The 13,391-nt window shown below is 47.7% G+C and carries 11 protein-coding genes; 1 reads left to right on the top strand and 10 read right to left on the bottom strand.

All coding sequences use genetic code 11. The features are described 5' to 3' along the window. Nucleotides 1–2: 2 nt before the first annotated feature. The 10 genes from BSEL_RS01830 to BSEL_RS01785 form a co-directional block, all read right to left on the bottom strand. Entirely contained in the window at nt 3–1,121 is a 1,119-nt protein-coding gene (locus BSEL_RS01830; protein WP_013171313.1) for a GntR family transcriptional regulator, read from the bottom strand. A 158-nt stretch (nt 1,122–1,279) separates the two neighbouring features. Further along, entirely contained in the window at nt 1,280–2,758 is a 1,479-nt protein-coding gene (gene araA, locus BSEL_RS01825; protein ID WP_013171312.1) for an L-arabinose isomerase, read from the bottom strand. Between the two features lie 36 nt (nt 2,759–2,794). Beyond that, nucleotides 2,795–4,453, bottom strand: coding sequence for a ribulokinase (locus BSEL_RS01820; RefSeq protein ID WP_013171311.1), 1,659 nt, complete (start codon nt 4,451–4,453; stop codon nt 2,795–2,797). A 25-nt stretch (nt 4,454–4,478) separates the two neighbouring features. Further along, nucleotides 4,479–5,174: an L-ribulose-5-phosphate 4-epimerase gene (locus BSEL_RS01815; protein ID WP_013171310.1), complete on the bottom strand. Its 696-nt coding sequence runs from the start codon at nt 5,172–5,174 to the stop codon at nt 4,479–4,481. Nucleotides 5,175–5,225: 51 nt separating this feature from the next. Further along, nucleotides 5,226–6,188 (bottom strand): glycoside hydrolase family 43 protein, encoded by a 963-nt coding sequence (locus BSEL_RS01810; protein ID WP_013171309.1) that lies wholly within the window; start codon nt 6,186–6,188, stop codon nt 5,226–5,228. A gap of 29 nt (nt 6,189–6,217) precedes the next feature. Then, on the bottom strand, nt 6,218–7,726 hold the full coding sequence (gene arfA, locus BSEL_RS01805; RefSeq protein ID WP_013171308.1) for an arabinosylfuranosidase ArfA: 1,509 nt from the start codon (nt 7,724–7,726) through the stop codon (nt 6,218–6,220). Beyond that, complete coding sequence (locus BSEL_RS01800; protein ID WP_013171307.1) at nt 7,723–8,388, bottom strand: YesL family protein; 666 nt, start codon at nt 8,386–8,388, stop codon at nt 7,723–7,725. The genes arfA and BSEL_RS01800 overlap by 4 nt, the downstream gene beginning before the upstream one ends. Before the next feature lie 31 nt (nt 8,389–8,419). Next, nucleotides 8,420–9,271 (bottom strand): carbohydrate ABC transporter permease, encoded by an 852-nt coding sequence (locus BSEL_RS01795; RefSeq protein WP_013171306.1) that lies wholly within the window; start codon nt 9,269–9,271, stop codon nt 8,420–8,422. Then, nucleotides 9,271–10,194: a carbohydrate ABC transporter permease gene (locus tag BSEL_RS01790; RefSeq protein WP_013171305.1), complete on the bottom strand. Its 924-nt coding sequence runs from the start codon at nt 10,192–10,194 to the stop codon at nt 9,271–9,273. Before BSEL_RS01790 ends, BSEL_RS01795 begins: the two co-directional genes overlap by 1 nt. A gap of 115 nt (nt 10,195–10,309) precedes the next feature. Further along, complete coding sequence (locus tag BSEL_RS01785; protein WP_013171304.1) at nt 10,310–11,701, bottom strand: ABC transporter substrate-binding protein; 1,392 nt, start codon at nt 11,699–11,701, stop codon at nt 10,310–10,312. A 622-nt stretch (nt 11,702–12,323) separates the two neighbouring features. Between BSEL_RS01785 and BSEL_RS01780 the strand changes: the two genes are divergently transcribed. Beyond that, nucleotides 12,324–13,361 (top strand): arabinan endo-1,5-alpha-L-arabinosidase, encoded by a 1,038-nt coding sequence (locus tag BSEL_RS01780; RefSeq protein WP_013171303.1) that lies wholly within the window; start codon nt 12,324–12,326, stop codon nt 13,359–13,361. The last annotated feature ends 30 nt before the right edge of the window (nt 13,362–13,391 follow it).

Genomic DNA, 13,391 nt, shown 5'->3' with positions numbered 1-13,391 from the left:
TCTCAGTTCACCTCTTTTATTTTCAGATCCTTCGTGGAGTTCCGTACAACCAGTTCCGGTTCATATACAATTGAACTGGCTTTTTTGGACACCGTCGGATCTTCTTTTTCCCTGATCAGCTGATCGATCAGTTTTGCCGCGTCCACACCCATCCGCTCTTTCGGGTGCTTTACCGTGGTCAATTTCACTTCTGATGCCACAGAAAGGAACGAATCATCAAATCCGATGACGGAAACATCGCCCGGGATGGACAGATTTAAATCTCTCAGGACGTCGAGCAGTATCACGGCAAGCTGATCGTTATAACAGACGATGGCTGTCGGCCGCTCGTGACGGACCTTCATTTTCTCCTTCAGCCTCTCCACCGGATCCTTCTTCCTCGTTTCCGTTGTATAGGTCACGATATTTTGCGGTGTAATCTGCAGACCGCTTTCCCGGTGGGCCTTAATAAACCCTTTCATCCGCTTGATCCCCTGAATATCATCATTCTTAAAGAAACCGAGAATCTGCTTGTGTCCTTCGTCAATGACCTGCCTCGTCGCAATCCTGCCGCCTTCTGCATCATTCATGATCAGATGCACCGGTTCGAGCTCTTCGTAGTAGGCGTTGATCATCACGTACGGAATACCGAGGCGCTCGATGTTTAAATAATAGTTGATGTTCGGATTCGGGAGCGCGCTTTTCGTCGGTTCAATAATCAAACCGTCAAACTGACCGGACAGCACCGTCTCCAGATATTTCCGCTCGAGATCCGGATCATTGTTCGTACTGAATACCGTCATCTGATACCCGTTCGCACTCAGATATCCCTCGATCCCGCGGATAATCGTCGGAAATATATAGTCCGAGAAGTACGTCGTAATGACCGCGATGTTCTTCGTGCCATTGGACACGGCATCTGATGAAACAGAGCGCTCGGCACAGAATGTACCGGCCCCCTGCTTCTTATAGATCCATCCTTCATTGACGAGATCATCAATGGCTTTTCGCACCGTATGACGACTCACCTCATACGACTGCATCAGTTCGCTTTCAGAGCCGATTTTTTCATGCGGCTTAAAATATCCCTGCAAAATTTTTGAACGTATACTGTTTTTCACCTGATTATATTTAGGCTCCATAGGGGCACCTCATTTGCGTATATTCGGGAAAAATCGATTTTGTTGCGATTTGTCCGTACAAATAGTATAGCACAGCTTCACAGGCCTATAGAACAGTAAATGATTGATTTTACAAGGATTTAATGAACTGTTACAAAGCTGTCACAGTTTCATTCAGCTTATTTCCATACAAGTTCGTTCCACTTCAACTCTTTTTTGAACTGGTGGATATCCGTTTCGCCGTTAATGACAGCCGCCTCAATCCCGTGCATCTCTGCCCAGTCGAGCATCTGATCCACCGTGAGTGAAAAGGTCAAAACGGTATGATGCGCGCCGCCCGCATGCACCCAGGCCGCCGTCGCCGTCGACAGCGACGGTTCCGGTTTCCAAAGGAGCTTCGCCACCGGCAGTTCCGGTGTTTCTTTGTCCGGGACCTGTGCCTCCACTTCACTGATGATCAGTCGGAACCTGGTTCCGATATCCACAAGCGACACGTTGACGCCCTTGCCACCCTGCCCGTTAAAGACGAGCCTTGCCGGATCGTCCTTGCCGCCGATGCCAAGGGGATGCACCTTGATTTCAGGCTTGTCTTCGGCAACGGTCGGACAAACCTCAAGCATGTGGGAGCCGAGTACCATTTCGTTATCCGGTTCAAAGTGATACGTATAATCTTCCATAAAGGTCGTCTGTTCATGCCCGGCCATCACTTTCATCAACCTGAGGAGCGCAGCTGTTTTCCAGTCCCCTTCGCCGGCGAAACCGTATCCCTGCGCCATGAGCCGCTGTGCCGCGAGACCAGGCAACTGCTTCATCCCGTGCAGGTCTTCGAAGGTTGTCGTGAAGGCGTTATAGCCTTCTGTATCAAGGAATGCCTTCATGCCAAGCTCGATTCTCGCCTGTTCGAGAACCGACTGCTTCAACGCCGGCGTCTGTTTGATCTCATCACTGATGCGGTACAGTTTATCATACTCATCGAAGAGCGATTCTGTTTCTTCATCCGTCACCTTGTCGATGTATGCAACCAGATCACCTACACCGAAGCCGTCCACTGTCCAGCCGAACACGTTCTGCGCTTCGACTTTGTCGCCGTCAGTAACCGCAACCCTGCGCATGTTATCCCCGAAGCGCGCCACTTTCACGTGATAACTCTCCTGGTGCCCCATCGCCGTGACCATCCAGGACGAGATATCCGCCTGCACATCCGGGTGTTGCCAATGCCCGACAACGACTTTGCGGTCAATGCCCAGGCGGGTCACAACGGAACCGAACTCCCGGTCGCCGTGTGCAGACTGGTTGAGGTTCATGAAATCCATGTCAATCTGATCCCACGGGATATCCCGGTTATGCTGGGTATTCAGATGAAGCATCGGCTTTTGCAATAACTGCAGGCCTCTGATCCAGATTTTCGAAGGGGAAAACGTATGCATCCAGGTAATGACACCTGCGCAAGACGGATCGGCGTTTGCTGCAATGATCACGTCCCTGATGTCATCCGAGTTGGTTAACACCTGTTTCGCTTCAATCGGAAATGGTAATCCCGCCTCATTTAATCCATCGATTATTTCTTCTGACTGTGCCGCCACCTGATCCAGGGTCTCCGGCCCATACAGGTGCTGACTCCCGGTCAGAAACCAAAATGAATACGGTCTGTTTATCATCAATCATACCTCCAGTTCTGTCATGAGACGGATGATTTATGTCCGCCAGGCTTTCAATCTCTTCATCACATCATTGCCGCCTCTTCCGAAATAGTCATGGAGGCGTTTGTATTCCTGGTACAGCTTGTCATAGACAACGACAGCCTCCGGGTTCGGATCATACTGTTCCTCTTTGACACGGCCCATCTTCCCTGCCGCATCGAGAATCGTATCAAAGCCGCCTGCTTCTTTGCCTGCGGCCACCGCTGCGAACATGGCCGCTCCAAGAGCCGGCGTCTGCGTGGAATCCGCCACTTTGATCGTCCGGTTTGTCACATCTGCATAGATCTGCATGAGGAGCGGATTTTTCTGCGGCAGGCCGCCGCATGCATACAGTTCATCTACCGGGACGCCGTTTTCATGGAACGCATCGATAATAATCCGTGTCCCAAAGGCCGTCGCTTCCAACAGCGCCCGGTACATTTCTTCAGGTTTCGTCTGAAGCGTCATGCCGAGCATCATACCCCCGAGTTCCGTATCAACGAGCACAGAGCGGTTGCCGTTCCACCAGTCGAGGGCAAGGAGTCCTGTCTCCCCGGGCTGATAAGCGGACGCTTTTTTCTCGAGATACTGATGGACATTCATCCCTTGCCGCTTCGCTTCTTCTTCCACGTAGCCCGGGACTGAGCGGTCCGTAAACCAGCCGAAAATGTCTCCCACCGCCGACTGACCCGCTTCGTACCCGAAGTAGCCCGGGATAATCCCGTCTTCCACGACGCCCGCCATGCCTTCCACTTGCACTTCCTCTTTCCCGAGGACCATGTGACAGATCGACGTTCCCATCGCCATCACCATTTTGCCATCGTCCACGACCCCGACGGCCGGAACCGCTGCATGGGCATCGACATTCCCGACGGCAATTGCCAGACCTTCCGGAAGTCCGGTGATCGCAGCCATTTCTTTCGTCAAGCCGCCTGCCTTCGTACCGAGAGGAACCACGTCCCCTTTCAGCTTCGTGGAAGCCAGATCCTTCAGTCCCGGATCGACGGCCTCAAAGAAGCCCTCAGACGGATAGCCGTCTTTTTTATGCCAGGCCGATTTATAGCCGGCCGTACAGCTGTTGCGGAGAAATGCGCCACTCAGCTGCCAAATCACCCAGTCCGTCGCTTCGACGAACCGGTCGGCCTCTTCATAAATCTCCGGGGCCTCTTCGAGAATCTGATACGATTTCGCAAGCATCCATTCGGATGAGAGTTTCCCGCCGTAACGAGGCAAAAAGGCTTCTCCCCGTTTATCTGCCACTTCGTTAATCCGGTTTGCATGTGGCTGTGAGGCATGGTGCTTCCAGAGCTTCACCCAGCTGTGCGGATTCTGTTTCCACTGATCCATGAGGCACAGAGGCGTCCCTTCTTCGTTTACCGGCAGCATCGTACACGCCGTGAAATCAATGCCGATCCCGACGACATCCGCCGGATCAATTCCCGACGCCTTCATCACCGCAGGCACCGACTGTTCAATCACAGCCAGATAATCTTTCGGATGCTGCAAGGCCCATTCATAACCGAGCTTGACCGTTGGATCAGGCAGTGTTTCATCCATCACGCCGTGTGGATAGTCCGTCACGTGATCCGCCACTTCCGTGCCATCCGCCAGTGAAACGAGGACAGCCCGCCCTGACTGTGTGCCGTAATCAATCCCTATTGCATACTTTGTCATTGCCGTTCCCTCCATTCAACGCTCTTCACTGTCCGTAATACGCATTCTTCCCGTGCTTCCTCAAATAGTGCTTGTCGAGAAGCGCCTGGTTCATGCGGGGTGCTCCGGCATTCAACTGCAGGCTCTGCATCGCCATCTTGGCACACTCTTCAAGGACCACGGCATTGTGAACCGCATCCTCAGGAGACGTGCCCCAGGCAAAAGGCGCGTGACTGTGCACAAGCACACCCGGCATTGCGACCGGATCGAGGTTGCGTTTCGTAAACGTCTCCACAATCACAAGGCCCGTTTCTCGTTCATAAGCTGTTTCGATCTCCTCATTCGTCATCGCTCTCGTACAAGGAACATCCCCGTAAAAGTAATCAGCCTGTGTCGTGCCAAGCGCAATCAGTTCTTTCCCTGCCTGCGCCCAGCTGGTCGCATTCGGTGAATGGGTGTGCACGATGCCGCCGATCGATTCAAAGTGGTTATAAAGGCAGACGTGGGTTGGCGTGTCCGACGACTGCTTCAGCTCACCTTCGACAACCTCCCCGTCAAGGTTCACGACCACCATCGATTCTGGCGTCAAATCCTCATACGCAACACCGCTCGGCTTAATGACAACGAGTCCCTGTTCTCGGTCAATTCCACTGACATTCCCCCAGGTGAAGGTGACCAGGCCATGTTTCGGCAGTGCTTTATTCGCTTCACATACCTCTTGTTTCAGTTTTGAAAGGGTCATTAGTAAACACCTCTTTATCTTGATTTCTCCACCGGTATTGAACCTGATCAATCAGTCCGCATCCGGCACAGGTTTTTCAAATACAGGGAACCCATTCTCATCCCACTCAAAAGCCTGTACTCTCGTATGGCGATTCGGATCATAAAGAGGATCTCCGTCAATTTCTTTATAATTTCGAGCATGATAGACCAGCAGATCCTTTTCCCCGTCTTCACTCGTCGTGAAACTGTTATGTCCCGGTCCATACTGGCCATTTTCTTCACTGGTAGCGAAGACCGGCTTATCGAGTTTATGCCAAGACGAAGGGTTAAGAAGATCGGATTCTTCATCCGCATAGAGGAGACCCATACGATAATTGTGATCCGTCGCACTTCCAGAGAAGGTCATGAAAATCTTCCCGTTCCTTTTTATAACCGCGGCTCCCTCATTGACATAAAAGCCGACCTTCTCCCATTCATACTCAGGTTGGGAAATCATCACCTGATCACCTTTCAACGTCCAAGGATTGACCATTTTGTCAATATACATATTGGAATTACCCTCAATATCCGGATCTTTTTGGGCCCACACATAATAGTGATCGCCCTTATGTTCAAATACCGTTGCATCCAGACAGAACGATTCCCACTTCGACTTGACCTGTCCTTTTTCTTCCCAAGTTCCCTCAACCGGATTATTGCTTTGACATGCGAGTGCGTACATCCGGTGATCAAACAGACCGTTGTCCGTTTCGGTTGTTCTCGCTGCCGCAAAATAAATGTACCAGGCGCCATCGATATAATGAATTTCCGGGGCCCAGATATTTGCACTCAACGGGCCCTCGTCATATTTTCGCCAGACAACTGCGGGCGTCGCGCCCTTTAATCCTTCGATCGTTTTGGCCCGCCTCACTTCAATGCGATCGTACTCCGGCACCGAAGCAGTAAAGTAGTAATAGCCGTCAGTATGTTTATACATCCACGGATCGGCGCGCTGTTCAATGACCGGATTTTTATAGTCATAAGATTGTGTCATCCTGCATTCACTCCTTACTGTCTTTCGAATCATTCATTGATGAGCTTCAGACGAATTACGTTCCATGAAGCTTTTTTCAGCTTCGTTTCAATTACACCGTCTTTATAAACAGCATCCCCATTTCTGTAGGGCTTTACCGGATGATTCGTCGCTGTATTCACTGCTTTTAGATCATCATGTTCAAGGACAATATGTTCCTGAATCCGATACCCTTCAAAATCACCGAGCTGCGCTTCCATAACAAGATCTTCTTTAATATGACGGTTTAATGCAAAGACCGTCAGTTCTTCATTCTCTTCGTTAAAGACAACGGCCGTATCCAGATAGTCCACGTCTGTGAAATCCTTCGTATCAAATTTCGGTGAATTGACTACCGGCTTGAGCGATACCCCGCGGCCAAAAACTGAAGCATGCATATACGGATAGAAAATCGTCTGTTTCCAGGACGCACCGAGATTATCTGTCATAATTGGAGCAATGACGTTCACCAACTGCGCCATGCAAGCCATTTTCACCCGATCCGCGTGCTTTAAAAATGTGATCAGAATACTCCCCACCAAAAGGGCATCTTCAAAATTGTAATGGTCCTCCAACTGCGGTAGCGCAACGGTCCAAGGCTCAATTTCTTTGTCTGCATCGTTCGAGTGATACCAGACATTCCACTCATCAAAGCTCAGCATCAACGTCTTTTTACTGCGTTTTTTCGCTTTGATATAATCCGCAACGGAGATGACCGTTGAAATAAAATGTTCCAGCTCCATCCCATTTGCAAGATAATTTTGCGAATCGTTATCCCGGTTACCGAAATACTGATGAAGAGAGACGTAATCAGCCACATCGTATGTGTGCGTCAGGGTCTCCGCCTCCCAGTCCGGGAATGTCGGCATTTGTGTGTGTGAACTCCCGCATGACACCAGCTCAATATCCGGATCCACAAGACGCATCGCTTTTCCCGCTTCGCTGGCCAGCCTGCCGTATTCATAGGCCGTTTTCTGCCCAACCTGCCACGGACCATCCATTTCATTTCCAAGGCACCAGGTTTTGATTTTATGCGGCTCTTCATAGCCGTGTTTTCGCCGGAGGTCACTCCAATACGTGCCACCCGGATGATTGGTATATTCAATGAAGTTTCTCGCTGCATCAATCCCACGGGTTCCAAGATTGATTGCCATCATGACTTCTGAATTGGCTTTTTTCGCCCAATCCGCAAACTCATTGGTTCCAAATGCGTTTGTTTCGATCACACGCCAAGCAAGCTCGAGTCTCTTTGGACGATCTTCTCTCGGCCCAATCCCGTCTTCCCAATTATAGGCAGACACCATATTACCACCCGGATAGCGGACAATCGGCACTTGCAGTTCCTTAACCAATTCAAGGACATCTTTTCGAAATCCGTCTTCATCTGCGTCCGGATGATCCGGCTCAAATATACCGCCATAAACAGCACGGCCCAAATGTTCAATGAATGAACCGTATATCCGTTCATCAATATCTGCAATCTTGTACGACTTATCAACAATCATTTTAGCTTTTGTCATGTCAAAATCCTCCTGTTTGATAGGGATAGAGTTTCGGGTTGATCAGTTTCACTTTGTACTTCTTCAATTCCGCTGATTTTATCCAATGAAGAAAGGAAAATCCACATAACGGTGTACGCACCGACACTCCCTGTAAAGAAAAGAATGGCGGCCGGCACGAGCAGGGAAACGTGTGCGATCCCCCACATAAGAAGCACAAGAAGCACCGCAAGATGGGGTTTGGCAAAGATGAACCAGATTGTCTTTTGAATCAGTTTAAGTGGTGTGCCTGTAAAATGAATACTCACCGGTATAACCGCCGCAGCAAACAGCAAATACAGAAATACGATGGTGATGAAACTGACGGTGACGACGAGAGGAATCTCGATCCCCCCTGTCTGAATCACCCTGTAATTGACATACAATAAGAGTCCAATTGCACTCAGCCCAATGCCAAACAAGTTCGCTTTCACGAAAACCTGTTTGTAGGCTTGCCAATAGGCTTTCGTAACCGAAAAAGACTCACCTTCCCGAATCCAGCGCCTGGTAATGATGAACGTCGCTACCGTGGCTGGGAAAAGACCGAGAACTAACAAACCTGCAACGATGCCTGCAATCCAATTTACATTCAACAACGAGAATCGCGTAATTAACCGAAAAAATGCATCGAGTTTCACAGTCATCTTTTTCACCCCGTTTCCATATGTTCAAAAATCAGCCTTTTACACCACCTGAAGTCAGACCGGCAATAAAGAATTTCTGGAAAAACAAGAACAGTATGATAATCGGGATAATACTGAGTACAGCTCCGGAAAACAGGACTTCATAGTTATTCCCATATGGAGTCAAAAGCGTTGCGAGCCCCACCGGCAACGTAAACATATCGTTAGATCGTAAAACAAGCAGTGGCCAGAGAAAGTTATTCCAGCTTGTCAGGCCCTGCAAGATCGCCATCGCCGCAAAAGACGGCAGCATTAAAGGGGCCATGATCTTGAAAAAGATCCCGTATTCGGTACAGCCGTCCACCCGTGCCGATTCCATTAATTCTTTCGGAAGCCCAATTGCATACTGCCTGAAAAAGAAAACTGCAATCGGCGCAACGATTAAGGGCAACATGACTGCAATATACGTGTCAACCAACTGTAAAGACGTCATAAGTCTGAACAATGGCAGCATCAGAATCTCAAAAGGAATCATGACAATGAGAAGCACGAGTACGAATACGAAACGCTGACCTTTAAACTCATAGAGAGCCAGGGCATACCCGACCATGGATGAGAAGAACAATGAAACGATAATCAAACCACCCGAAATGATCAGGCTGTTCAGATACCATTGCCAATAGTTCCCGCCTTCTCCACTGAAAATGGCATTCATGTTCGTGAAATCCCAAGCGGAAAAGAACAGTTCAGCCGTCAATCCAAAACGCATTAAGTCGGAAGCCGGGCTGAATGCGGCTACGACGAGTGACGCCACCGGGAACAAAGCCACGATCGCCACGATCGTAAAGAATACGAACAGTGAAATTGAAATCAGTTTGTCGTTTCTGTTTTTTTGTTTCATCATTAATCATCCTTTTTGAAAGCACCGGTTAAAATCAACTGAATGATGCTGACGACTAGAATTATGATCAAAAGCACGACACCTACCGCAGCTCCAAATCCCATATCATTCCTCTGAATCCCTTCCACATAGATATAGCCGACGACCGTTAGACCGATATTCCCCGGTGAGCTTGTTTCCCAAAAAACAAAGCTCTCTTCAAACATTCTGAAACCGTTGATCATCGTAATCGTGGAGAGAAAAATCACTACAGGTTTGATTGCAGGAAATGTGACGTGGCGAAATTTCTGCCAAACACCGGCGCCATCAATGTCCGCCGCTTCGTACAAATCATAGTTTACATTTTGAAGTGCAGCCAAATAATACAGGATGTTAACACCCATCCAACGCCAGGATGCGAGGGCTACCATCAGGAACATCCCCGACCCGGCACCATATCTCCATTCCACCGTATCCAACCCGATCAATTGAAGCACCTGGTTGGCAAACGCAGAGTCAGAATCACCAAAGATCATCCGGAAAATCGTACCTGCCACAATAACCGAAGTCAGTGCAGGAATAAAAATTGCCGCTCTGAAAAAATTGGTGAATTTCATAAGTCGGTGGTTTAAAAACACCGCAAAAATCAACGGTATAAAGGTTAAAAGAATAACGGTCCACACAACATAAATCGTAGTATTTTGCAACGCTGTATAGAAGGTTGGATTAAACACCCTTGAATAATTGTGAAGACCGATGTAATCGATTTGACCTGGCAACACACGCTGAAAACTCATGTTTACTGCACTGATCATCGGATAAAGAAACAGGAGTAAAAACGAAATAATAAACGGTGAAACAAAGATATAAGGGGCCGCTTTTTTGGAATACAAAAACTTAAAAAAACCATTTGTTTGTTTCTGCTGGTTTTGATCGACTGATGCCATTTTACATTTTCTCCTTCCCTAGCAGAAAAATAACTGACAATCCGCTTATTATTTGAAAAGCAAATGCCCAGCGAGTAAAGGGGGAACTCCCTGGGCATTCGGGATTGCTGATTAATTAATCAATCATTCTGCTTCTGACAGCTTCCGCAGCCTGTTCAAGTGCATCCTGAGGAGATTGCGACTGCTCACGTAACACAGAGTGGAACACACTGGACTCAAGCTCCTGCGTAACATCCGGATTGTATTCAGTAATATTCAGATCATTTACTTCATCACGAAGTGAAAGAAGAATGTCAAAGATATCATCATGGAAATATTCATAGAAATGATTCGGTTCGCGAATTTCTTCACTGTCCCAAACATCGTGACGTGGTGGATCAAACCCGAGAATTTCCCAGAGTTTAATGCTGCTTTCCGGTGACATCTTCGCATAGGCCAGGAAATCTTTCGCAAGTTCTGCATGCTCCGTCTGGTTCGTCACAACGGTCCCGGTACCACCCATTCCAGCTGTACGGTTTCCGCCTTCTTCCCAAAGAGGAAGCGGTCGAATTTGCATCTTACCTGAGAGGTCTTCCATATAGTCCGTGAAACGTCCCATATACCACATTGGCATAACCAGTGACGCAGCGCCCCCGTCATTCATAAAACCGTAATATTCTTCAGCATGATGGAATCCACCTGGAGTCAACTGAGCGATCTCATGCTCATATACAAGGTCATGAAGGAACTGCAGGGTATCCACATTAATCTCGTTATCCAGAATCAGTTCGCCATTCTCGTCAAAATAATCAGATTCACGCTGACTGATCAGCGGATAGAATGACCATGTTTCATCCGATTCAACGGTTGTCATCACTGCATCTGTATTTTCAACAACCTGCTTCCCGGCCTCGATATAGTCATCCCACGTTACGATCGAATCAATATCAACACCAGCTTCGTTCATGATTTCCTCGTTGTAATACATGACCGTTGCACCTACGTGATAAGGAATGCCGTAGTAATTCCCGTCTTTTCCATAAATCTCAAAGCGGGATGCTACAAAGTTCTCAAGTTCCAGTTCGACTATGTCATTCATGATTTCAAGCTGAGGCTCTCCTCGCATGAAGTTTGGATATTGGTTCAATTCGATATCTGCAATATCAGGTGCACCACTGCCCGACTGAAGGGAGAGCAACAGATTATTATGCATCTGGTCATACGGATAAGTTTCAGCCGTTAACTGGATCGCCCGATCAGGAAACTCTTCATTCCACCGCTCAACTGCATCTTCAAACAGCCGCGTGTGCAATTCCTGGAAGTTCCAGAATGTCAACTCTGTAGCACCCTCCACATCATCACCAATGACTACCTGCTCCTCGAGTTCACCACCATCGCCTTCTGTTGCAGCATTGTTGTTTCCGTCATTAGCAGCAGCATCATTACCACCATCGTCGTTTCCATTACCGCCGCAACCTGCAAGAACGAGTGCAGAAGCCCCTAACAACCACATTGCTTTTTTCATCATTTAGCCCTCCTTGATTAATTGAAAATGATCTACTGATTAAATCAGACATACTTCCAGATCAATAGTTAACCGATCCCCCCTCATTATTAATTAACTTAACCGCTTACATTTTATCTTACATATACGTATAACTTAAACAAATTATAGTACACGGACAGTTTATAATCAATAGATTTATATAAAACACAGTAAATATAATCAAAATTCATAGAAATCAAGGTTTAACATACCTATAATACCAAGATGACACGTACGTATATTTTAATAATGCACTCTTTTTATATGAATAAAATCAATAACCTCTAAGCTCCCAACTGGAGGAACCCTAAGGAGACTCCCCTTTTTTTCGCGAATAATCCGCCTCGTACCTGGCTTCTGTAATTATTCCGAGACATTTACCCTCTTGCTGAAAACCGCCTATAGCAGGATAACCGCAAGACCCTAAGCGCAAACAAACAGATCAAATTGAGCAGTCGCACCATTCATATGGTTGATTTACATTTATTAAGCGCTTACAATATAACTTGTACGTATGTGTTTGCAATTTTATTTTAACCTGTATCGATGATGTTTTCAACCTGTTTCGATTATTTCGACAATTTACGACAAAGGAGAGATGGACATGGGGATTTATCAATTAAGTTTCAGGGGATTTACAGTAGCGCTCCTCTCAGCAACATGGCTGCTTGCTGCCTGCACCACAGATACACCAGGGGGTGATGTCGCTGGCGGGATAGAGATGAGCGGCGACATTGGAGATTATAATCCAGAGGAAGGGGTCGATGATCCTGTTCACGACCCCGCTGTATTAAAGTCAGAAGATGAATATGTGCTTTTCTCAACAGGGATTGAAAGAGACCCCTCCGACCCCGGCGGTATTTTCATGAGGAAATCTGCCGACAACCTCGGAGGGCCATGGGAATCCATTGGCGAAATACCTGTTCCTGAATGGATCGATCCTTTCGAACCCAATCATCTTTGGGCTCCCATGGCGATCAAACAAGATGAACGGTGCTTCTTATACTTTTCCGTATCCTCTTTCGGCTCTAACAGATCTGCCATAGGTGTCGCTTCATCATCATCTCCTTTGGATCCTGCGTCTTGGGAAGATCATGGAATTCTCATTGAATCCGGAGCTGGTACCAGCTTTAATGCAATTGATCCCCATGTGTTCGAGTACGAAGGACAATTATGGCTTACATTCGGATCTCATTTCTCCGGCATTCACATCATAGAGATGGAATCTCCCACACAAATCAATAGCGCGATGAATCCCCAGTTGCTGCAGTCCAGACCTGGAGTTCCACATAATCCTGTAGAAGCTCCGTCAATCATTGAGCGAAACGGTTATTTTTATCTGTTTACCTCATGGGACCAATGTTGCAGTGGCCTCGACAGTACTTATAAAATAGCCGTCGGACGGTCCGATAAACCGGAAGGCCCCTATTTTGATCAAGAGGGTGAACCTTTAGTCCAGGGCGGTGGTACAATTCTCCTTGAAGAAGAAGGAAATCAAATCGGACCCGGGGGACAAGATGTATACTCAGAAGACGGAACAGACTACCTCATTCACCACTACTATGATGCTGACGCAGATGGCGTGATCCGGTTTCAGATCCGGGAACTGTCGTGGGAGGATGATTGGCCAACACTGGAATAAACCTGATCTTCACAAAACTTTCTTTGTCCT

The sequence above is a fragment of the [Bacillus] selenitireducens MLS10 genome (genome assembly GCF_000093085.1).
Classification (GTDB): Bacteria; Bacillota; Bacilli; order Bacillales; family Salisediminibacteriaceae; genus Salisediminibacterium; species Salisediminibacterium selenitireducens.
This window is presented reverse-complemented; position numbering and strand designations above follow the sequence as displayed.

Coding starts and splice junctions, on each gene's coding strand:
- BSEL_RS01790 (WP_013171305.1), bottom strand. CDS start 10,194: ATGGCATCAGTCGATCAAAACCAGCAGAAACAAACAAATGGTTTTTTT.
- BSEL_RS01810 (WP_013171309.1), bottom strand. CDS start 6,188: ATGACACAATCTTATGACTATAAAAATCCGGTCATTGAACAGCGCGCC.
- BSEL_RS01785 (WP_013171304.1), bottom strand. CDS start 11,701: ATGATGAAAAAAGCAATGTGGTTGTTAGGGGCTTCTGCACTCGTTCTT.
- BSEL_RS01780 (WP_013171303.1), top strand. CDS start 12,324: ATGGGGATTTATCAATTAAGTTTCAGGGGATTTACAGTAGCGCTCCTC.
- BSEL_RS01830 (WP_013171313.1), bottom strand. CDS start 1,121: ATGGAGCCTAAATATAATCAGGTGAAAAACAGTATACGTTCAAAAATT.
- BSEL_RS01800 (WP_013171307.1), bottom strand. CDS start 8,388: ATGACTGTGAAACTCGATGCATTTTTTCGGTTAATTACGCGATTCTCG.
- BSEL_RS01815 (WP_013171310.1), bottom strand. CDS start 5,174: ATGACCCTTTCAAAACTGAAACAAGAGGTATGTGAAGCGAATAAAGCA.
- BSEL_RS01795 (WP_013171306.1), bottom strand. CDS start 9,271: ATGATGAAACAAAAAAACAGAAACGACAAACTGATTTCAATTTCACTG.
- BSEL_RS01820 (WP_013171311.1), bottom strand. CDS start 4,453: ATGACAAAGTATGCAATAGGGATTGATTACGGCACACAGTCAGGGCGG.
- arfA (WP_013171308.1), bottom strand. CDS start 7,726: ATGACAAAAGCTAAAATGATTGTTGATAAGTCGTACAAGATTGCAGAT.
- araA (WP_013171312.1), bottom strand. CDS start 2,758: ATGATAAACAGACCGTATTCATTTTGGTTTCTGACCGGGAGTCAGCAC.